Here is a 19188-nt window from a genome sequence, read left to right as displayed (position 1 = left end):
CGCTCAAACTCTCTGCAGACGCAGCAGACTCAGACCGAACGCACAGAACACCGAGCCCGACACCCGCTGCGGCCAACCCGATGCGAACCAGATGCTCAACCGTTTGCGCGCCAGTACGGCCAGCCCCGCATAGGTGCTCAGCGCCAACAGCGAAATCGCCATGAACGTCAGCGTGAGCGCCAGATATTGTGGGCCGAGCGGGCGCGAAGCGGTGAGAAACTGGGGAAACAGGGCCGCGATGAACACGATCGCTTTCGGGTTGCTCAACGCCACCATCAAACCCTTGACGTACAACTTATGCGGTTTGTGCACAACGTCAGCAGTCTGAACCGTCTTCGCTTGCGCCCCATCGGGGCGCCGAGCCGCATGACGCCACTGCTGCACGCCCAGCCAGATCAGATAGGCGGCGCCTGCGAACTTCACCACGGTGAAAGCCAGTTCGGAGGTCTGGAGTATGGCGTTGAGCCCCAAGGCGCTGAGCGTCGCCAGCACCAGCAACCCGGTGATATTGCCCAGCGAAGACAAAATGGCGTGCCTCCAGCCGTGGTGCATGGCGTTATGGATGGACAGCATGACCGCAGGCCCCGGTGTGAACGAGGCGGCCAGCGCAAAGCTGATGAACAGCAAGTAAGTCGTCCAGCTTGGCATCGCGAGGGTGGAGCGCAATCGGCTGCGTGTGAGTGAAGTTTGGTAGGCCGTGCTGGGCTCGAACCAGCGACCAAAGGATTATGAGTCCTCTGCTCTAACCAACTGAGCTAACGGCCCAACTTGTTGGATTGCGCGGGAACGTCTCGCGCAAAAGGCGACATCTTAGCGGGCGAAGGTGGGTGGTGTGGGTTAGCGAGACACCCTCCATCACATCTGGAACGAGCCGCACGGCTACGCTTGCGCTTTGGTACTTTCCGCAGCCCATAAAACCCTCTGGAAACGCAGCATGAAAGGCGATGCCAGGGCCATTCAATATCTGAACAAGGCGCTGAAGGGTTTGTGCCAGAGCATGGGTTTGCAGAACGATCTGCAGACCGTGTGCGGCCTGCAAGATCGGCGGCGATTAGCGTTCACGGGCTAAGCTTGCATTGCGGCCCGACTGGGCCGCGCGTTGTTTTGAGGGGTGCTCTGCATGTCGCAAACTGCTGTTTCTTCTTCCACCACAGAGTCGGATGATGCTGTCGTCAGCCGGGCCGCATTTGTGCGCTTGTTCGCTGCGGTCATGCTGCCGATTTTTTTGGCCGCCGTCGATCAGACCTTGCTGGCGGCCGCCACACCGGCTATCGCGCGTGATCTGGGCGACTTTGCCGATAGCGCCTGGATCGCAGTGGGCTATTTGCTGGCCTCCACCATCATGGCGCCGCTGTATGGGCGTCTCGGAGATCGCTATGGCCGCCGCGATGCGCTCATGGCGGCGCTGGGCCTGTTTGCGCTGGGTTCGCTGGCCTGTGCTGCAGCGCAGGGCATGTGGTGGTTGATTGGCGCGCGGCTGCTGCAGGGTCTGGGCGGTGGCGGTTTGATGGTGATGAGTCAGGCACTCATCGGCGAAGTGGTGCCGCCGCGCCAAAGGCCGCGCTTTCAGGCGTATTTCGGCGTGGTGTTCGTGCTGGCCAGCGTGACGGGGCCGGTTTTGGGCGGCTTGGTCGTCAGTCACTTCAGCTGGCGCTGGCTGTTCATCGGCAATCTGCCGCTGGCTGCGCTGGCGGTGTGGCGGGTGTCGCGCCTGCCGGCCAGCGCGCGCTATGCGCAACCGGGGCAGTCGCACGATGCCCTGGGCGTGTTGTTGTTCGCCGCCTCGGCTTCCACTCTGCTGTTGTGGCTCACCCTGGCGGGGCACCGTTTCGCCTGGGCTTCGCTGCCCAGCGCGCTCATGGCGGGGACGGCATTGGTGCTGGGCATAGTGCTGTTCTGGCGCGAGCGGCGGCATCCCCACCCGTTTCTTCCCCTTGAGTTGCTTCATCTGCCCGCCATCGGATGGACGGTCGCCACCATGGTGCTGTTTGCGGCGGGCTTGTTCGCTCTGGTGTTCTTTCTGCCGGTTTATCTGCAGGTGGGACACGCCACCGGCGCGGCGCACGCGGGCCTGCTGCTGTTGCCGCTGACCGCCGGGCTGGTGCTCGGCTCCAACGCCACAGGCCGCGTGGTGGCGCGCACGGGCCGTCCCGATGTGCCGGCGCGCTGGGGGCTGAGCGTTGCGGCGATGGCGCTGGGCCTGCTTGGCGTGGTGCCTGCGGCGCCGTGGGTCATCGGTGCGCTGGGGGTTGCGGCGGGGCTGGGATTCGGCACGGTGATGCCGACGGCGCAACTGGTGGTACAGACGGTGGCGGGGCGTAGCCGCTTGGGCGCTGCGGCGGCCACGGTGTCTCTGGCGCGCTCCACCGGGGCGGCGGTGGGCACCGCGGTGTTTGGTTCGCTAGTGTTCGGCCTGACGTCGAGCGCCGACTTACAGGCCGCTTTGCACACGGCAGACCCCGCCGCGGCTCAGTCGGTGATTCGCGCTTTCCATCTGGCGTTTTTCTGCGCCGGCGGGCTGACGCTGCTCGCCGCCTGGACCTCCACCCGGGTGCCGCGCGTGACGATTTGACGGCGCGCGCCCGGGTCGGCGGAAAATGTCATTTCCCTTCCCACTCGCAAGCCCCACCGCCATGCACAGCCTCGACTCGCTCAGCCGTTTTTCCATCCCCGGTCAACTTCGGTTCCATGCCCATCCAACCGGGCTGATTTTCGCTGAAATCGACCATGCCGCAGGCGTGGCCAGCCTCTGCCTGCAGGGCGCTCACCTCACCAGCTTTCGCCCCAAGTCGCAGCCGGAGCCGGTGGTGTGGGTGTCTGAAGCGGCGCGCTATTTGCCGGGCAAGTCCATTCGTGGCGGAGTGCCGGTGTGCTGGCCCTGGTTCGGGCCGCACGCCAGCGAGAGCAGTTTTCCGGCCCACGGCTTTGCCCGCACCGTGCCCTGGGCGGTGGTGGACAGCGGGGCATCGCAAGGCGCGACGCACCTCACGCTGCAACTGCAGCCTTCAGACGCCACCCGCGCGCAATGGCCGCATGACACGCCGGTTTCCCTGCGCATCCGCGTGTCGGAGGTGTTGGAGATGGATCTGATCACGCACAACGCCACCGCGCAGCCGCTGCCGCTCAGCGAGGCGCTGCACACTTATTTCCAGGTCGGCGATATTGCCGAGGTGCAATTGCTGGGCCTCGAAGGCTGCAGCTACCTCGACAAGACCGAGGCCTTCGCCCGCAAGCAGCAACAAGGCGCGGTGCGCTTCGCCACCGAGACCGACCGGGTGTATGTGGACACATCAGCGGAATGCGTCATCGTCGATCCGCTGCTGCAGCGGCGCATTCGCATTACCAAGCAGGGATCGGCGTCCACCGTGGTCTGGACGCCGTGGGAGCAGAAAGCCGCCGCCATGGGCGACTACACCGCGCAGGGCTGGCGCAACATGCTGTGCGTGGAGTCGGCCAACGCGGCAGACAACGCGCTTACCTTGCAGCCCGGCGAAACCCACACCCTGAGCGTGCGCTACAGCGCCGAAGCGCTGTGATCAGCTCGGGGTTTGCGCATCGGCGCGGATCCAGCGTGCGGCTTTCTCGGCGATCATCAGCGTCGGGCTGTTGATGTTGCCGCTGGGAATCCGGGGCATCACCCCGGCGTCGACCACGCGCAGCCCGGCCACCACGCCGCCGCGGCCATCGCGAAGGCGCAGCCGCGTATCCACCACCGCACCGGGGTCGTCGGCACGGCCCATGGCCGTCGTTCCCGCCGGGTGGAAGATGGTGGTGGCGATGTCTCCAGCCAGTCGGGCGAGTTCGGCATCGGTCTGAAACTGCGTACCCGGCTTGAACTCTTCCGGCGCGTAGCGCGCCAGCGCCGGTTGCGCCACGATGCGGCGGGTCAGGCGCAGGCTGTCGGCCGCCACCTGACGATCCTCGTCGGTGCTGAGATAGTGGGGCGCAATGGCCGGTGCATCGGCAAAGCGCGGGCTTTTGATCTGCACCGTTCCGCGGCTGCCGGGGTTGAGATTGCAGACGCTGGCGGTGAAGGCGTCGAAGCTGTGCAGCGGTTCGCCGAAAGCGTCCAGGCTGAGCGGCTGGACGTGGTACTGAATGTTGGGGTGGGCGTACTGCGCGCTGCTGCGGGTGAACACGCCGAGCTGGCTGGGCGCCATGCTCATCGGGCCGGTACGCCTGAGGGCGTATTCCAGTCCGATCATCGCCTTGCCCCAGCTTGACGCCGTCCGCGTGTTGAGCGTGCGCGCGCCCTTCACCTTGAACACGGCGCGGATCTGCAGATGATCCTGCAGATTGGCGCCCACGCCCGGCAGGTCGATCAGCGGGGTGATGCCGTGTTGCTGCAGCAGCGCCGCAGGCCCCACGCCCGAGAGCTGCAGGATCTGCGGCGAACCGATGGCGCCCGCGCTGAGCAGCACCTCGCGGGTAGCGTGCGCCGTGATTTTTTCCTGGCCCGTCCACACTTCGACGCCAGTGCAGCGTTGGCTGCCGTCAGGCGCGGTGTCGAACAGCAGGCGAGTGACGTGGGCGCCATTCCAGAGTTCGAAGTTCGGGCGGCCATAGCAGGTCGGGCGCAAAAAGGCCTTGGCCGTGTTCCAGCGCCAGCCGTCTTTCTGGTTGACCTCGAAATAGCTCACGCCCTCGTTGCTGCCGCGGTTGAAATCGTCGGTGGCGGGAATGCCAGCCTGTTGCGCCGCCTGCGCGAAGGCATCGAGGATGTCCCAGCGCAGACGTTGCTTTTCCACTCGCCATTCGCCGCCGTGGCCGTGCAGCGCGGCGAAGGACGGGTCGTTCGCGCGGTCGGCGCCGGCATCGCGGCGCCAGTGGTTTTCGTGGGCGATGAAGTCGGGCAGGCAGGCGTCCCAGCGCCAGGCCTCGTCGCCGGTAAGCGCGGCCCAGGCGTCGTAGTCGCGGGCCTGGCCGCGCATATAGATCATGCCGTTGATGCTGCTGCACCCCCCCAGCACTTTGCCGCGCGGGTAGCGCAGGGTGCGGCCGTTGAGCCCGGGATCGGCTTCGGTGTGGTAGAGCCAGTCGGTGCGCGGGTTGCCGATGCAGTACAGATAGCCCACCGGAATGTGAATCCAGGGGTAGTCGTCCTTGCGCCCGGCCTCGATCAGCAGCACGCGCTTGTCGGCATCGGCGCTCAGGCGGTTGGCCAGCAGGCTGCCTGCGGTGCCCGCGCCGATGATGATGTAGTCGAAGGGGGTGTCGGCCACGCTGCGCTTACTTGGACGTGGGCATGACGAACTCGGCGCCCTTGGGGGTGCTTTCCGGCCAGCGCTGCATGATGCTCTTTTGCTTGGTGTAGAAGCGCACGCCTTCTTCGCCATAGGCATGCATGTCGCCAAACAGGCTGGCTTTCCAGCCGCCGAAGCCGTGCCAGGCCATGGGCACCGGGATGGGCACGTTGATGCCCACCATGCCGGCATGCACCCGGCGGCCGAACTCGCGCGCCACGTGGCCGTCGCGCGTGAAGCACGCCACGCCGTTGCCGTAGGCATGCGCGTTCACGAGCTCGAGCGCCGAGGCGAAGTCGGGCACGCGCACGCAGGAGAGCACCGGGCCGAAGATTTCTTCCTGATAGATGCGCATGTCGGGGGTGACCTGATCGAACACCGTGCCGCCGATCCAGAAACCTTTTTCATGTCCGGGCACTGCAAGACCGCGACCGTCCACCAGCAGCTTCGCGCCTTGCTGCACGCCGGAGTCGATCAGGCCGGTGATGCGCTCGCGCGCCGCCTCGGTGACGATGGGGCCCATTTCGGCATCGAGCTCCATGCCGTTCTTCACCTTCAGCGCCTGCGTACGCTCGACCAGCCGGGGCAGAATTTTTTCGGCCACATCGCCCACCAGCACACCCACCGAGATGGCCATGCAGCGTTCGCCCGCCGAGCCGAAGGCGCTGCCGATGAGCGCGTCCACGACTTGGTCGAGGTCGGCGTCGGGCATCACCACCATGTGGTTCTTGGCGCCACCCAGCGCCTGCACGCGCTTGCCCCGGCGCGCGGCCTCTTGTGCAATGTGATGCGCCACCGGGGTCGAGCCGACAAAGCTGATGGCCTTAACGTCCGGGTTCGCCAGCAGGGCGTCGACCGCCACCTTGTCGCCCTGCACGACGTTGAATACGCCGTCGGGCAGGCCGGCTAGTTTGAGCAATTCGGCCATGAGCAGGCTGGGAGACGGATCGAGCGGGCTGGGCTTGAGCACGAAGGTATTGCCCGCCGCGATGGCCACCGGGAACATCCACATCGGCACCATGCAGGGGAAGTTGAACGGGGTGACGCCGGCCACCACGCCCAGCGGCTGGCGCATGGTCCAGTTGTCGATGCCGGTGGACACCTGCTCGGTGTAGTCGCCCTTGAGCAGTTGCGGAATGCCGCACGCAAACTCCACGATTTCGATACCCCGCGTGACCTCTCCCTGCGCGTCGGTGAACACCTTGCCGTGCTCGGCAGTGATCATGGCGGCCAGGGTGTCGCGGTGCTGGTTGAGCAGATCGAGAAACTTGAACATCACCCGGGCGCGGCGCACAGGCGGCATATCGGCCCACTTCGGAAACGCGGCGTGTGCGGCGGCGACGGCGGCATCCACCTGCGCCGCATCGGCCAGCTCAACCTGTCGCGATACCGCACCCGTGGCCGGGTTGAATATGGCCTGCTTGCGCGCGCCTTCGACCGAGGCGATGCGGCCCGCGATGAAATGCGCCACATCGGCGGCGCCAGTGAACGGGTGAGGTGCGCCCATGAGCGAGTCTCCTGTGAACGGAAGAATGTGGAATGGCGACAAGTCTATGAGACGCCTGCGCGTTTGCATAGCGATCTAAACTGACAACATTGTTTTGAAAAACGAACAATTAGACCGGAGGAGATCGCCATGTCCACCGTTTCGCCCCCGCGTGACGACTTGCTCTGGCAGCAAGTGCACTGGCTGGGCGCCATTGCCGCTCAGGGCAGCCTGACGGCTGCCGCACAGCGACTCGGGGTCTCCAAGGCGGCGGTGAGTCAGCAGCTTGCCGCACTGGAGCGCCGTATCGGCGTGCCGCTGGTGCGCCGCACCACGCGCACCCTGCGGCTGACCGAGGCCGGGCAGCGACTGGTGGACGAGACGGCGCCCGCATTCGCCCACATCGTGCGCAGCGTGGGGGCGGTGCACGATCTGGCGGAAACGCCGCGGGGTCTGGTGCGCGTGACCGCGCCCGTTGCCTTGGGACGCCAGCATGTGGCGCCGCACTTGTTGAGCTTTCTGCGCAAGTATTCCGATATTCAGGTGGAGCTGGAGTTGTCGGACCGGCTGAGCAATCTGCCGCAGGAAGGCTTCGATCTGGCCGTGCGCCATGTAGCCGCGCCGCCCGAAAACCATGTGGCCTGGAAACTGTGCGACACGCGCTCGCTGCTGGTGGCCAGTGCCGCGTATCTGCGTCGGCATGGTCAGCCGCAACATCCTGCAGAACTCGCGCAGCATGCCTGTCTGACCTATTTGCGGCCCGGAGCGGCGGTGTGGATGTTCGAGCAGCCAAACGCCAAAGACGCGGAGCCCCAGCGCGTGCGCGTCACTGTGCAGGGGCCGCTGCGCGCCAATACCAGCGAAGTGCTGCGCGAGGCGGCACGCGCCGGCTTGGGCATCGCCCTGGCGCCCGACTTCAGCCTCGACTTGGGCGGGCGCTCATCCACCCTGCGAGCAGTGTTGCCTCAATGGCGGGCCTTGGGGTTTTTCGGGCAGGCGATCTACGCGATCCGCCCCTGGAGTCCCAATACGCCCCGCGCCATTCAACTGCTGGTCGAGCACTTGCGGCAGGCGTTGGCAACGGGGTTTTGACTGTCGGGGTTCTCAGCCGTGGGGGTGCAGGTCGCCGCAGACCGGACAGTGCGGGTTGCGCGGCAGGTTGATGGTCTGGAAATCAGTGTCCAGTGCATCGATCAGCAATAGCTTGCCGCGCAAGGTTTTGCCAGTCTGACTGAGGATTTTCAGCGCTTCAACAGCCTGCAGACTGCCGACCAGACCGACCAAAGGGGCGAGCACGCCCATGGTGGCGCACTGCACTTCTTCCACCGGCGCATCCGGTGGAAACAGGCAGGCATAGCAGGGCCCGCGCTCACCCTGCGCATCGCACCGGGTGTCGAATACGCTGACCTGGCCCGCAAAGCGGATGGCCGCACCGCTGACCAGCGGCACGCCGCGCGCGACGCAGGCGCGGTTCAGCGCCTGACGGGTGGCGAAGTTGTCGCTGCAATCCAGGGCAACGTCTGCGGCCGAGACGAGTTCGTCGAGCAGGGCTGCGTCGGCACGGCGGGCGATTACATCGACCTCGATAGGCGGGTTGATCTGTCGCATCGCCTCGCGCGCGGAATCGACCTTGCGCTGTCCGATGCGCGCCTCGGTATGGGCGATCTGCCGTTGCAGGTTGGTCAGGTCGACCGTATCGTCGTCCACCAGGGTGGATGCGCTCCTGGCCTTCGATGCCGATTTCGTCGAGCAGGATGTGCCGTGAATAACGCAGCAGTTGGCGATCGTCGAGAGACATGCCGGGTGCCATCGCTCTCTCGGACGATGGCTCGTCCTTACTTGCTCTTGGTGGCGCCGCTGGCGTCCGCCTTCGGGCCACTGGCTGCAGCCGACGTGGCTGGGGTTTTCGCCTTGGCGGTGCTGGCCGGCTGCTTGGCCGTGATGACCGGCTTGCCTTCCAGATAATTCATCGCCTGCGTCACCTGCCAGTCTTCCTTGCTGCCGTACTCGGGCAATTTCGGCAACTTGTTCGGGTCTTTCTGGAGTTCGGCTTCGAGCATGCGCCGGGCTTCTTCCTGCTTGCGCACGTCTTCTTCGACCCGCTTGGAGTCGGCCGATTCGTTGCCGGTGCCGATCTGGTTCTTGTAGTCGATCTCGCGCATGCGCAGCGCGGCGTAGGGGTCGCCGCTTTCCAAAGGGTCAACCTCGTAATTCGGGGTGATGCCCTTGCCCTGGATCGACTGGCCGTTGGGGGTGTAGTAGCGCGCCGTGGTGAGCTTGAGCGCGGTGTCGGGCCCGAGCGGCAGCACGGTCTGCACCGAGCCCTTGCCGAAGGACAGCGTGCCCATGACCACTGCACGCTTGTAGTCTTGCAAGGCGCCGGTCACGATTTCGGAGGCCGATGCCGATCCGCCGTTGATGAGCACTACCAGTTTCACCGTCTTCACGCCCGCGGGCAGGGTGTCGAGCGGGTTGTCGCCCGGGCGGCTCATGTAGTCACTCGGGGTGTTGCGGTAGGTGGAGTTAGCCTCGGGCATCTGCCCCTTGGTGCTGACGATCACGGCGTCGTTCGGCAGGAACACCGAAGCCACGCCCACGGCACTTTCGAGCAGACCGCCCGGATCGTTGCGCAGATCGAGGATCAGGCCCTTCATGTTCGGGTCTTCCTTATACAGCGCGTCGATTTTTTTGACGAAGCTGCTCAGCGTGTCCGCCTGGAACTGGGTGATACGAATCCAGCCATAGCCCGGGGCGATCATCTTGCCCTTGACGCTCTGTACCTGAATCAGCTCGCGGGTCACGGTGAAAGTGAGGGTGCGGTTTTCCGATTTGCGCAGCACGGTGAGGGTGACCTTGGTGCCCGGCTTGCCGCGCATGAGCTTGACCGCGTCGCTCAGGCTCAGACCCTTAACGGCGGTATTGTCGATGCGGGTAATCAGGTCGCCCGCATGAATGCCAGCCCGGGCAGCAGGCGAGCCCTCGATGGGCGAAACCACTTTCACCAATCCATCTTCGGCGGCGATTTCGATGCCCACGCCGACGAATTTGCCGCTGGTGCTTTCCTTGAAGTCCTTGAAGTTCTTCTTGTCCAGATATTCCGAGTGTGGGTCGAGGTTGTTCACCATGCCGTTGATGGCGTTTTCGATCAGTTTCTTGCCATCGACCGGCTCAAAGAAGTCGGCCTTGATCAGTCCGTACACCGCGGCGAACTGCTGCAGTTCTTCCAGCGGTAGCGGCGAAACGGTGTTGCGCGCCAGCGCCTGGACTTGCAGGGTCGCCATGATGCCGGTGATGGCACCAACGACAACCCAGGCTGCGACTCGAAATTTACTGGCCATGGTGGATCAAACGGAGTGTCTGCTAAAGGAGCGGGCAGTATAGGGGTAGCGCTATTTTTGTGACGCGAGCACTGCACATCCCGCAGGGCGTCTGCGGAATAACGTCAACAGATACTGATTAGACACAAGGCACGCGGGCCTGACTCAGACCTTGCCTCAGACCTTGCCGCCCGCAGCGTTGAGGTAATAGCGCTGCAGCGGCTTGAGATCGGCGTCGAGCTCGTACACCAGCGGAATGCCGTTGGGGATGTTCAGCCCCGTGATGTCTTCGTCCGAGATGTTTTCCAGGTACTTCATGATGGCGCGCATGGAGTTGCCGTGCGACACCACCAGCGTGCGCTTGCCCGCCTTGATGGCCGGAGCCAGCGACTCGTGCCAGAACGGCAGAACCCGCGCGATGGTGTCTTTCAGGCACTCGGTCAGCGGCAGCTCTTCGGGTTTGAGGCGGGCATAGCGCGGATCGGCGGCCAGTTCCAGACGGTGGGTTTCGTCGAGCGGCGGGGGCGGAGTGTCGTAGCTGCGGCGCCAGATGTGCACCTGTTCGTCGCCGTACTTGGCGGCGGTTTCCGCCTTGTTCAAACCTTGCAGCGCGCCATAGTGGCGCTCGTTGAGCCGCCAAGTGTGCACCACGGGCAGCCACATGGCGTCGAGCTCGTCGAGCGTGAGCCACAGGGTGCGCACGGCGCGCTTGAGCACCGAGGTATAGGTCAGGTCGAAGCTGTAACCCAGTTCCTTGAGCAGGCGCCCGGCGGCGCGGGCTTCGCGGATGCCCTGCTCGGTCAGATCGACATCGGTCCAGCCGGTAAAGCGGTTTTGCTGATTCCAGGTGGATTCACCGTGGCGCAGCATGACGAGTTTGTACATGGGAGGTCTCGAAGTGCGAAGGAGTGAAACAATGCGGAGCACAGAACAATAGTAGTCCAGCTGCAAAATGTCGCTGCACTGCAGCAATCGGTGCCCTACGCACGCCATGCGGTAGATGGAACAAAACCATACATCAGCGCAAGCAGATTTGATTTTTTAGAATTTCACCTTCTCAAGGAGAAAACTGAAGTGCAGTTCCTCATCGAAAACTGGGCGCTCGTGCTCATTGCCCTGACTTCCGGCGGCATGCTGCTGTGGAGTTCCTACGGCGGCGCGTCCGGGTCGGATGGCGTCAGTGCGGCTCAGGCCGTGCTCAAGGTCAACCGCGAAAAAGGCGTGATCATCGACGTCTGCGAGCCCAATGAATTTCAGGCTGGCCATGCCGTGGGCAGCAAGAGCATTCCGCTGGGCCAGCTCGACAAGCGCTTGAGTGATCTCCCCAAAGATAAAAACACGCCGGTGCTGATCATGTGCGCATCGGGCATGCGGGCCAAGCGCGCCGCGGCCCAACTTCGCAAGCAGGGTTTTGTGAACGCTGCGGCGGTGTCGGGCGGGATGCGCTCTTGGCGCGAAGCCGGGCTACCGGTTGAAAAAGGATGACTTTCGTATGAACAAGGTTCGCATGTACACCTCAGCCGTCTGTCCCTATTGCATCCGCGCCAAGGCGCTGTTGCAAAAACGCGGCGTGGTGGACATTGAAGAAATCCGCATCGATCTCGATCCGGGTCAGCGCCAGCACATGATGGCGTCCACCGGGCGCCGCACCGTGCCGCAGATTTTCATAGGCGACATCCATGTGGGCGGCTGCGACGATCTCTACGCCCTCGACGCCCGGGGCGGCCTGATGCCCCTGCTGCGCGACGCCGCCTGAAGCCCGCTCGGCTCATCCAGCAGCCCGGCTGGCCAGTGGGTCTGGCGGGGCTGTCATGTGGCGGGCCTAGAATCAGCCACAAGCAATCGACGCCCGCATCCTGCGGGCTTTTTTCCATGGAGAATTTTTGATGAGCGCCACCCCCGAGAACACGCAATCCGCCGATCCGGTTTTCATGCTGCAGCGTTGCTATCTGAAAGACCTGTCGCTGGAGCAGCCCAATTCGCCGCAGATCCTGCTGGAGCAGCAGCAGCCCAATGTGGACGTGCAAATGAGCGTGGAAGCGCAGCCCGTGGTCGAGGGGCTGTTCGAAATTACCGTGGCGGCGACCATCACGGCCCGCATGCAAGACCGCGTGCTGTTTCTGGTGGAAGGCAAGCAGGCCGGCATTTTCGAGCTGCGCAATATTCCGCAGGAACATGCCGACATGCTGCTTGGCATTGCCTGTCCGCAGACGGTCTATCCGTATCTGCGCGCCAATCTGGCCGACGCCATCACCCGAGCGGGCTTTCCGCCGGTGCATCTGGCCGAAATCAACTTCCAGGCCATGTACGAGCAGCAACAGGCGCAACAGCAGGCCGCCAATGACGCACCTTCCATCATCACCCCCGACCGCCTGAACTGATTTGTTCTGATCGTTTTAACGGCTGATGTCGTCACAACCGCCTCGCTCGCTGACTGTGCTCGGTGCCGGTGCCTGGGGCACGGGCATCGCCTGTCAGATCGCGGCGCACCAAGCCGTCTTGCTCTGGGGCCGCGACACGGCGCAGATGCAGCGTTTGCAGGCGGAGCGGGTCAACGCCGCCTATTTGCCGGATGTGCATTTGCCACCGGCTATGACCGTGACGGCCGACCTCGACGCGGCGCTGCGCCACGCGGTCGGCCCCCATGGTCTGCTGTTGCTGGCGGTGCCGGTCTCCGGCCTGCGGGCCGCGGCGCAGGCGGTGCGGATTTTCAACGCCGACAAGCCGCAAGGCGCGCGCGTGCAGCAACTGGTCTGGCTGTGCAAGGGCTTCGAGCAGGGCAGCGGGCTGCTGCCGCATGCGGTGATCGACGCCGTATTCGCTGGCATGGATGCGCCTCCGGCGACGGGCGCGCTGTCCGGCCCGAGTTTTGCGCTGGAGGTCGCTCGCGGTCTGCCCGTGGCGCTCACTCTGGCTAGCACCGACGCCGCGCTGCGTCAGTCGGCCGTGGCGGCCCTGCATCACGGAGCAATGCGCATCTACGCCACGCCCGATGTCGTGGGCGTGGAGGTGGGCGGCGCGGTGAAGAATGTGCTGGCCATCGCTACCGGGGTGAGTGACGGCATGGGCCTGGGCCACAACGCGCGCGCGGCGCTCATCACCCGAGGGCTGGCCGAGCTTTCGCGGCTGGGCGTGGCGCTGGGCGGGCTGACCGACACCTTCATGGGCCTGAGCGGTCTGGGCGATCTGGTGCTGACCGCCACCGGCGATCTGTCGCGCAACCGCCGTGTCGGCCTGGCGCTGGCGCAGGGGCAGCGGCTCGACCATATCGTGGCCACGCTGGGGCATGTGGCCGAGGGCGTGCATACCGCGCAGACGGCATTGCAACTCGCCCGCGCGCACCGCGTATCCATGCCGATCACCGAAGCGGTGAGCCGTTTGCTCGACGGCAAACTCACGCCGCAGGCCGCGCTCAGTGGTCTGCTCCAGCGCCAGCCGCGCGGAGAATGAGTCCCTCTCCATCTCTGTGGATTTCGCATGATTCAGCTTCTCGTCGGCCTGGGCAATCCCGGGCCGGAACACGCCCTCGATCGCCACAACGCCGGCTTCTGGCTGGTCGATCAGATCGCCACCGCCGCGGGCGTCAGCCTCAAGCCCGAGCGCGGTTTTTTCGGCGATGTCGCCCGGGTGCGTCTGCAGGGGCATGAGCTTTGGCTGCTCGAGCCCAGCACCTATATGAACCGATCCGGCCAGTCCGTCGGCGCGTTCGCCCGCTTTTACAAGATCGCGCCGGAGAACATTCTGGTGGCGCATGACGAACTCGATCTGCCACCGGGCCAGGCCAAGCTCAAACTGGGCGGCGGTCACGCCGGGCACAACGGCCTGCGCGATCTCATCGCCCATCTGGGCACGCCTAATTTCTGGCGTCTGCGCCTGGGCATCGGCCATCCGGGCGACCGGGGCGCGGTGATCGGTTTCGTGCTGGGCAAGCCGCCGCAATCCGAGCTGAAGCTGATCGAGCAGGCCATGGAGCAATCGCAAGCCGTGCTGCCGCAACTGCTCAAAGGCGAGTTCGAAGCGGCGATGATGCAGCTTCATCGCAGCAACCGCAGCGACGGCGGCAAGTCGGCCGCCGCGGCCCAGCCGGGGAGGGGCTGAAGCCATGCACAATCTGGCCCGGTTCGGCGTGGGCGTGCTGATGGCGTTGGCCGCCGTATCCGCCGACGCGCAAACCGCCGAACCTTCAGCCGAAAGCCCCGCTGCACCCGTCTGGCGTTGCGGAAACACCTATTCGCACCAGCCTTGCGGATCGGGCCAGACCGTTCCCACTGCGGACGCCCGCACCCCCGAACAACGCGAACAGGCCCAGGCGCAGCATCAGCGCCTGAATGCGCTGCTCGATGCCCGCGACCAGCAACGCGCAGCGCAGGCGGCGCAAGAGCAGCAGAGAGTGGCTGCGGCCCAGCGCGAGCCAAAGCGCCTACTGGCCTTGCAGCAGCGCGAGGCTAAAAAAGCGAAAAAAGCGAAGAGGGCGGCTGAGAAAGCCCACGCAGCGCACCACAAACACCGCCTTCAACAAACTCGGGAACGCCGCGTAGTCATTCCGTCGAGCCCCGACGCCGCGCCCTGACGCAGCAACGGTTCTTTCAGGAAACGGGCGCCTTCGCCGCGGTCAGTTGACGATACTTTTCCATCAACTGATCTTTGCTTTCTACCCGGTCAGGCCGCACCGGAATGCAGTTCACCGGGCAGATCTGCACGCATTGCGGCGTGTCGAAATGCCCCACGCACTCGGTGCAGCGGTCGGGGTTGATTTCATAAATTTCCGGGCCCATGAAAATCGCCTCGTTCGGGCATTCGGGCTCGCACACATCGCAGTTGATGCAGTCGTCGGTGATCCACAGGGCCATGATGATCTTCAGGTCGGGGCGGTGCGCCGCTGGGCCACCTTGGCCTGCAGCCGCTCCATGACCAAGGGAACCACGAATTTGCTCACGTCGCCGCCGAGCATGGCGATTTCCCGCACGAACGTCCCGGAAATGAACTGGTACTGATCGGCCGGGGTGAGAAACAGGGTTTCGACGTCGGGCATGAGCTGGCGGTTCATGCCGGCCATCTGGAATTCGTACTCGAAGTCGCTGACCGCACGCAGCCCGCGCACCACTACCTGGGCGCCGCGCGCCACGACGAAATCGCGCAACAGTCCGGTGAAGCCGCTGACTTCGACGTTGGGATAGGGCGAGAGCACCTCGCGCGCGATGTCCAGCCGTTCCTCCAGGGTGAACATGGCGTTCTTGTGGTGACCGGCGGCGATGGCGACCAACAACCTGTCGCACAACTTGCTGGCGCGACGCACCAGGTCTTCATGGCCGCGCGTGAGCGGGTCGAAGGTGCCGGGGTAGATGGCGAGCAGCATGGCAACGGGCAGTAAGCGTGGAAAGGAAATGCAGTTTAGGGGTTTTGCGGCGCCAGCGCGTCGACAGTGTTGCGCCGCAGCAAAGCAAAGTGCACCTGACCGGCCCGACCCCGCCGCCAGATCGCCCAGCCCTCGGTTTCCAGCGTATCGAACAGCTCGGCCCTATCGGTCTCCACATAAACCAGACCTTGTGATGCGACCAGCGGCTGCACCGCCTGCAGCGCGGCGAGTTGTTGCGCGCTGACATAGGGCGGGTCGATGAACACGATGTCGAATCGTTCGCCAGCGCGCGCCAGGCCGTGCGCGCAGGAGAGCGCATCGGCGCCTCGCACCTGCACCTGTGTCGCGCCGAGGCGCTGCGCGGCGGCGGCAATCGCGGCCACGCAGCGAGGATGCTGTTCGATCAGCAACACCGAGGCCGCGCCGCGCGAGGCCGCTTCCAGCCCGAGGGCGCCGCTGCCAGCGTAGAGATCGAGCACGCGCAGACCGGCCAGCGTCTGGCCGAGCCAGTTGAACACGGTCTCGCGCACCCGGTCTGGCGTGGGGCGCAGTCCCGGCAGATCGGGCACGGCGAGCTTGCTGCGTTTCCACAGCCCGCCAATGATGCGGACTTCGCCGCTGTGCGCACGGCGGGGGCGGACGGAAGGGCTTGGGGCGCGATGGCCTGGAGACTGGTTATTCATGGACAGGTAAATTGTAGGAGTCTGCCGTGCATCATCTTGTCCTCTTTTCTTCGATCGGTTGTCCATGTTCCGCTTTTTCAAACGCAAATCCGCTCCCGAAACCGCCGCGCCCGAGGTGACGGCCGAGGTTGCGCCGGAGGCGATCACCGCGCTTGCCGCACTGCAACTGGACGCGCCCGCTGAAGCCGCACCGGCCGTGGATCCCGCCGCTGCGACGAGGTCTGAGGCCGAGCCATCGCAGGCTGCCGTGCTCGTCGCCGAAGAGCAGCCGACTTCCGGCTGGTTCAGCCGCCTGCGCTCCGGCCTGCGAAAGACCGGATCGGGCATCAGCGGCCTGTTCGGCGGCAGCAAGATCGACGAAGCGCTGTACGAAGAACTCGAATCGGCCCTCATCATGGCCGACGCCGGCATGCCCGCCACCACCGCGCTGCTGGCTGATCTGCGTCGGCGCGTGAAATCGGCCCGCGCCGAAACCCCCGCCCAAGTTCGCGCGCTGCTCGCCGACGCGCTGGCCGATTTGCTCAGCCCCCTGCAAAAACCGCTCGACATCGGTCGTCAGAACCCCACCGTGCTGATGATGGTGGGCGTGAACGGCGCGGGCAAGACCACCACCATCGGCAAGCTCACCCAGCACCTGCTGCGCGCCGATGAAAAGGTGCTGCTGGCTGCGGGCGACACCTTCCGCGCGGCGGCGCGCGAGCAACTCGTCGCGTGGGGGCAGCGCAATCAGGTGCAAGTCATCTCGCAAGAGGGCGGCGACCCGGCCGCCGTGGCCTTCGACGCCGTGAGCGCAGGCAAGGCACGCGAGATGGACGTGGTGATCGTCGATACCGCCGGGCGCCTGCCCACCCAGCTTCACCTCATGGAAGAACTGAAAAAGGTCAAACGCGTGACGGCCAAGGCCATGGACGGCGCGCCGCATGAAATCCTGCTGGTGATCGACGCCAACAACGGCCAGAACGCCCTCACCGGCCTGGTCATCACCAAGCTCGACGGCAGCGCCAAGGGCGGAGTGATCGCGGCCATCGCCCGCGAGCGGCCGGTGCCGGTGTATTTCATCGGCGTGGGCGAAAGCCTGGACGATCTGCAAACCTTCGACGCGAAGGCGTTCGCACGGGCGCTGGTGGGGGAGTGAGCGGAGTCCGGCGGGTTACGAACTAGACTTTTTCATCGCATCTGCCAATTCGCCATTCCCGCGCCGGCGCAAGGCATCGATAGCCCCTTCGCGATCGCGCAATTCCCGGTTTTGGCTGAGTTTGGCTTTGCCCTCCAGCCGCGACACCGTGATTTCGATGCCGACGATGGCTTGCACCATGGCGTCGATGTAATTGGGCGCGGAGTCGCTCATTTTCCAGGGCTTCGGCTCTTGCGCTTCGTGGGTGCGGGTGAGGCGCGCCACCACGCCACGAACGAATTTTTCATCGTCACGGACGGTGAGATGACCGTGGGCATGAACGACTTCATAGTTCCAGGTGGGAACCTGGCGGTGGGTCTCATGTTTGCTCGGGTACCAGCTCGGCGAGATATAGCCCTCGGCGCCGCGGAAGATGACCAGTACCTCGGCGCCGTTCCTGCACTGCTGCCACACCGGATTGGCGCGGGCCACATGACCGATGAGCGTGCCCAGCAAACCCTGCGCCGGATCGAACTCGAAGGGAAGGTGGTTGGCATCGAGCCCGCCGCCGGTTTGCGTGACCAGGATGCCCAGAGGATGTGCGCGAAGGATGCGGTGCAATTCGCCCGGCTGAGTGATGGCGAAGTGGGAAGGGACGTACATGGCGGCAAGTGGCAATAGTGAGCGGGAAACGCGACTATCGCTCAAAACTGGCGCAATCGGCGCCCGGCTTCAAGAAAATGCACATCGTCGGCGGTGCAATCCGGCGCAGGGAATCACCCCCAGCCCAGCATTGCAGTGACTGCTGCACCGCCGACCACCACCGCCCACGGCGCAACCTTCCAGACTTGCAGCAGCAACAGCGCGGCCAGCGCCAGGGCGAAGTCGCGCGGGGAGTGAATGGCGGCCGTCCAGACCGGGTCGTAGAACGCGGCCAGCAACAGGCCGACGACAGCGGCGTTGATGCCCATCAGGACGCTGCGCATGGCGGGGTGGCGGCGCAGGCCGCTCCACAGCGGCAAGGCGCCGGCGACGAGCAGAAAGCTGGGCAGGAAAATACCCAGCAACGCCACGCCCGCGCCCAGCCAGCCACCCGGCCCCTGCGCCGAAGCGGCGCCCAGAAACGCGGCGAAGGTGAACAGCGGCCCCGGCACGGCTTGCGCCGCGCCGTAGCCTGCGAGGAAGGTGGAGTTGTCCATGCCTGCCGGAACGACCTGGGCCTGCAGCAGCGGCAGCACCACATGGCCGCCGCCAAACACCAGCGCGCCGGATTGATAGAAGCTGGAAAACAGCGCCAGCGCGGATTGATGCAAGCTGGCCGCGAGCAGCGGCAAGCCGACCAGCAGCGCGCCGAACGCCGCGAGCAGCACCACGGCGCTGCGATGACGCAGCGGCACGTACAGCTGCGCATGCACCGCTTCCACCGGGGGGCGCAGCAGCCAGCGTCCGACCACCGCGCCGAGAAGAATGACGGCGAGTTGGCCGCTGACGCCGGGCATCAGCGCGGCCAGCACCGCAGCCGCCACCGCCAGACTAGCGCGCTCCCGATCCGGGCACAGGCTACGGCCCATGCCCCACAGCGCCTGCGCCACCACGGCGACGGCGACCAGTTTGAGCCCGTGCAGCCAGGTGCCGTGGGCCAGCGCGCCGACATGCGTGAGCAGCAGCGCGAACGCCGTCATCGCCAGTGCCGAAGGCAGGGTGAAGCCCAGCCAGGCGGCCAGCGCGCCGCGCAAACCGCCGCGCATCAGCCCCAGCCCGATGCCGGTTTGCGAACTGGCCGGGCCGGGCAGGAACTGGCACAGCGCCACCAGATCGCCATACGCCTGCGCCGACAGCCAGCCGCGTCGCTCGACGAACTCGCGGCGGAAATATTCCAGATGCGCAATCGGCCCGCCGAACGCCGTGAGTCCCAGCCGCAGAAAGGCGAGGAAGATCGCCGCCGCTGCCTCCGGCGGTGGTGTGCGAGGGTGTTGATCGTCGGGCATG

The 19188-nt window shown here is 65.2% G+C and carries 21 protein-coding genes, 1 tRNA gene and 1 pseudogene; 11 read left to right on the top strand and 12 right to left on the bottom strand.

Going from position 1 to position 19188, the window contains the following annotated elements; translation table 11 throughout:
- Window positions 1–3: 3 nt before the first annotated feature.
- A complete protein-coding gene (locus B7X30_RS05305) occupies window positions 4–666 on the bottom strand; it encodes a LysE family translocator (protein ID WP_276708154.1) in 663 nt (220 codons plus the stop codon).
- Window positions 667–688: 22 nt separating this feature from the next.
- Window positions 689–765, bottom strand: a tRNA-Ile gene (locus B7X30_RS05300).
- 169 nt (window positions 766–934) lie between these two features.
- On the opposite strand from B7X30_RS05300, the gene B7X30_RS05295 reads away from it, so the two are divergent.
- The 3 genes from B7X30_RS05295 (at window position 935) to B7X30_RS05285 (ending at window position 3536) form a co-directional block, all read left to right on the top strand.
- Window positions 935–1069, top strand: a complete 135-nt coding sequence (locus B7X30_RS05295; RefSeq protein WP_255421397.1) for a hypothetical protein — start codon at window positions 935–937, stop codon at window positions 1067–1069.
- A 51-nt stretch (window positions 1070–1120) separates the two neighbouring features.
- Window positions 1121–2572 (top strand): MFS transporter, encoded by a 1452-nt coding sequence (locus B7X30_RS05290; protein WP_286729578.1) that lies wholly within the window; start codon window positions 1121–1123, stop codon window positions 2570–2572.
- A gap of 61 nt (window positions 2573–2633) precedes the next feature.
- Window positions 2634–3536, top strand: a complete 903-nt coding sequence (locus B7X30_RS05285) for a D-hexose-6-phosphate mutarotase (RefSeq protein ID WP_286729575.1) — start codon at window positions 2634–2636, stop codon at window positions 3534–3536.
- Here the strand turns inward: B7X30_RS05285 and B7X30_RS05280 are convergent, their stop codons facing one another.
- On the bottom strand, window positions 3537–5222 hold the full coding sequence (locus B7X30_RS05280; RefSeq protein WP_286729573.1) for a GMC family oxidoreductase: 1686 nt from the start codon (window positions 5220–5222) through the stop codon (window positions 3537–3539).
- A 7-nt stretch (window positions 5223–5229) separates the two neighbouring features.
- Complete coding sequence (locus B7X30_RS05275; RefSeq protein ID WP_286729570.1) at window positions 5230–6750, bottom strand: CoA-acylating methylmalonate-semialdehyde dehydrogenase; 1521 nt, start codon at window positions 6748–6750, stop codon at window positions 5230–5232.
- A gap of 129 nt (window positions 6751–6879) precedes the next feature.
- On the opposite strand from B7X30_RS05275, the gene B7X30_RS05270 reads away from it, so the two are divergent.
- Complete coding sequence (locus B7X30_RS05270; RefSeq protein ID WP_286729568.1) at window positions 6880–7821, top strand: LysR family transcriptional regulator; 942 nt, start codon at window positions 6880–6882, stop codon at window positions 7819–7821.
- A 12-nt stretch (window positions 7822–7833) separates the two neighbouring features.
- Here B7X30_RS05270 and B7X30_RS05265 read toward each other — a convergent pair.
- The 3 genes and pseudogenes from B7X30_RS05265 to gpmA form a co-directional block, all read right to left on the bottom strand.
- A pseudogene (locus tag B7X30_RS05265) lies at window positions 7834–8539 on the bottom strand (HesA/MoeB/ThiF family protein).
- 25 nt (window positions 8540–8564) lie between these two features.
- Window positions 8565–10067 (bottom strand): S41 family peptidase, encoded by a 1503-nt coding sequence (locus B7X30_RS05260; RefSeq protein ID WP_286729566.1) that lies wholly within the window; start codon window positions 10065–10067, stop codon window positions 8565–8567.
- A gap of 156 nt (window positions 10068–10223) precedes the next feature.
- Window positions 10224–10931: a 2,3-diphosphoglycerate-dependent phosphoglycerate mutase gene (gpmA, locus tag B7X30_RS05255; RefSeq protein WP_156053296.1), complete on the bottom strand. Its 708-nt coding sequence runs from the start codon at window positions 10929–10931 to the stop codon at window positions 10224–10226.
- A 189-nt stretch (window positions 10932–11120) separates the two neighbouring features.
- Between gpmA and B7X30_RS05250 the strand changes: the two genes are divergently transcribed.
- The 6 genes from B7X30_RS05250 (at window position 11121) to B7X30_RS05225 (ending at window position 14616) form a co-directional block, all read left to right on the top strand.
- Window positions 11121–11531: a rhodanese-like domain-containing protein gene (locus tag B7X30_RS05250; RefSeq protein ID WP_013105025.1), complete on the top strand. Its 411-nt coding sequence runs from the start codon at window positions 11121–11123 to the stop codon at window positions 11529–11531.
- A 7-nt stretch (window positions 11532–11538) separates the two neighbouring features.
- The gene (gene grxC / locus B7X30_RS05245; protein ID WP_013122477.1) at window positions 11539–11802 is read left to right on the top strand and encodes a glutaredoxin 3; all 264 of its coding nucleotides are present in this window, start codon (window positions 11539–11541) and stop codon (window positions 11800–11802) included.
- A 130-nt stretch (window positions 11803–11932) separates the two neighbouring features.
- On the top strand, window positions 11933–12427 hold the full coding sequence (secB, locus tag B7X30_RS05240; RefSeq protein WP_013105027.1) for a protein-export chaperone SecB: 495 nt from the start codon (window positions 11933–11935) through the stop codon (window positions 12425–12427).
- A 25-nt stretch (window positions 12428–12452) separates the two neighbouring features.
- Window positions 12453–13496, top strand: a complete 1044-nt coding sequence (locus tag B7X30_RS05235; protein ID WP_286729562.1) for an NAD(P)H-dependent glycerol-3-phosphate dehydrogenase — start codon at window positions 12453–12455, stop codon at window positions 13494–13496.
- A 27-nt stretch (window positions 13497–13523) separates the two neighbouring features.
- Entirely contained in the window at window positions 13524–14144 is a 621-nt protein-coding gene (gene pth / locus B7X30_RS05230) for an aminoacyl-tRNA hydrolase (RefSeq protein WP_286729561.1), read from the top strand.
- Window positions 14145–14148: 4 nt separating this feature from the next.
- Entirely contained in the window at window positions 14149–14616 is a 468-nt protein-coding gene (locus B7X30_RS05225) for a hypothetical protein (protein ID WP_286729560.1), read from the top strand.
- Between the two features lie 16 nt (window positions 14617–14632).
- Here the strand turns inward: B7X30_RS05225 and B7X30_RS05220 are convergent, their stop codons facing one another.
- Genes B7X30_RS05220 through rsmD form a run of 3 tightly spaced genes read right to left on the bottom strand, consistent with a single transcriptional unit; the run spans window position 14633 to window position 16085 of the window.
- The gene (locus tag B7X30_RS05220; RefSeq protein WP_013122481.1) at window positions 14633–14896 is read right to left on the bottom strand and encodes a YfhL family 4Fe-4S dicluster ferredoxin; all 264 of its coding nucleotides are present in this window, start codon (window positions 14894–14896) and stop codon (window positions 14633–14635) included.
- Window positions 14897–14904: 8 nt separating this feature from the next.
- On the bottom strand, window positions 14905–15402 hold the full coding sequence (gene coaD / locus B7X30_RS05215; protein ID WP_013105032.1) for a pantetheine-phosphate adenylyltransferase: 498 nt from the start codon (window positions 15400–15402) through the stop codon (window positions 14905–14907).
- Window positions 15403–15437: 35 nt separating this feature from the next.
- Window positions 15438–16085, bottom strand: coding sequence for a 16S rRNA (guanine(966)-N(2))-methyltransferase RsmD (gene rsmD, locus B7X30_RS05210; protein ID WP_286729558.1), 648 nt, complete (start codon window positions 16083–16085; stop codon window positions 15438–15440).
- Between the two features lie 64 nt (window positions 16086–16149).
- Between rsmD and ftsY the strand changes: the two genes are divergently transcribed.
- Window positions 16150–17220 carry a signal recognition particle-docking protein FtsY gene (gene ftsY / locus B7X30_RS05205; RefSeq protein ID WP_286729605.1) on the top strand — a complete coding sequence of 357 codons (1071 nt, stop codon included), beginning with the start codon at window positions 16150–16152 and terminating at the stop codon, window positions 17218–17220.
- Between the two features lie 15 nt (window positions 17221–17235).
- Here the strand turns inward: ftsY and B7X30_RS05200 are convergent, their stop codons facing one another.
- A complete protein-coding gene (locus B7X30_RS05200) occupies window positions 17236–17862 on the bottom strand; it encodes an FMN-binding negative transcriptional regulator (protein WP_286729557.1) in 627 nt (208 codons plus the stop codon).
- A 113-nt stretch (window positions 17863–17975) separates the two neighbouring features.
- On the bottom strand, window positions 17976–19187 hold the full coding sequence (gene chrA / locus B7X30_RS05195; RefSeq protein WP_286729555.1) for a chromate efflux transporter: 1212 nt from the start codon (window positions 19185–19187) through the stop codon (window positions 17976–17978).
- Window position 19188 lies beyond the last annotated feature (1 nt).

This window comes from Thiomonas sp. 13-64-67 (genome assembly GCF_002282795.1).
GTDB lineage: Bacteria > Pseudomonadota > Gammaproteobacteria > Burkholderiales > Burkholderiaceae_C > Thiomonas > Thiomonas arsenitoxydans.
This window is presented reverse-complemented; position numbering and strand designations above follow the sequence as displayed.

Bases quoted from the DNA above. Each gene is read 5' to 3' on its own strand.
- coaD (WP_013105032.1), bottom strand. From the start codon at position 15,402: ATGCTGCTCGCCATCTACCCCGGCACCTTCGACCCGCTCACGCGCGGC.
- B7X30_RS05235 (WP_286729562.1), top strand. From the start codon at position 12,453: ATGTCGTCACAACCGCCTCGCTCGCTGACTGTGCTCGGTGCCGGTGCC.
- B7X30_RS05275 (WP_286729570.1), bottom strand. From the start codon at position 6,750: ATGGGCGCACCTCACCCGTTCACTGGCGCCGCCGATGTGGCGCATTTC.
- grxC (WP_013122477.1), top strand. From the start codon at position 11,539: ATGAACAAGGTTCGCATGTACACCTCAGCCGTCTGTCCCTATTGCATC.
- B7X30_RS05260 (WP_286729566.1), bottom strand. From the start codon at position 10,067: ATGGCCAGTAAATTTCGAGTCGCAGCCTGGGTTGTCGTTGGTGCCATC.
- rsmD (WP_286729558.1), bottom strand. From the start codon at position 16,085: ATGAATAACCAGTCTCCAGGCCATCGCGCCCCAAGCCCTTCCGTCCGC.
- chrA (WP_286729555.1), bottom strand. From the start codon at position 19,187: ATGCCCGACGATCAACACCCTCGCACACCACCGCCGGAGGCAGCGGCG.
- B7X30_RS05200 (WP_286729557.1), bottom strand. From the start codon at position 17,862: ATGTACGTCCCTTCCCACTTCGCCATCACTCAGCCGGGCGAATTGCAC.
- B7X30_RS05285 (WP_286729575.1), top strand. From the start codon at position 2,634: ATGCACAGCCTCGACTCGCTCAGCCGTTTTTCCATCCCCGGTCAACTT.
- B7X30_RS05270 (WP_286729568.1), top strand. From the start codon at position 6,880: ATGTCCACCGTTTCGCCCCCGCGTGACGACTTGCTCTGGCAGCAAGTG.
- B7X30_RS05225 (WP_286729560.1), top strand. From the start codon at position 14,149: ATGCACAATCTGGCCCGGTTCGGCGTGGGCGTGCTGATGGCGTTGGCC.
- B7X30_RS05290 (WP_286729578.1), top strand. From the start codon at position 1,121: ATGTCGCAAACTGCTGTTTCTTCTTCCACCACAGAGTCGGATGATGCT.
- B7X30_RS05220 (WP_013122481.1), bottom strand. From the start codon at position 14,896: ATGGCCCTGTGGATCACCGACGACTGCATCAACTGCGATGTGTGCGAG.
- secB (WP_013105027.1), top strand. From the start codon at position 11,933: ATGAGCGCCACCCCCGAGAACACGCAATCCGCCGATCCGGTTTTCATG.
- ftsY (WP_286729605.1), top strand. From the start codon at position 16,150: ATGTTCCGCTTTTTCAAACGCAAATCCGCTCCCGAAACCGCCGCGCCC.
- pth (WP_286729561.1), top strand. From the start codon at position 13,524: ATGATTCAGCTTCTCGTCGGCCTGGGCAATCCCGGGCCGGAACACGCC.
- gpmA (WP_156053296.1), bottom strand. From the start codon at position 10,931: ATGTACAAACTCGTCATGCTGCGCCACGGTGAATCCACCTGGAATCAG.
- B7X30_RS05295 (WP_255421397.1), top strand. From the start codon at position 935: ATGAAAGGCGATGCCAGGGCCATTCAATATCTGAACAAGGCGCTGAAG.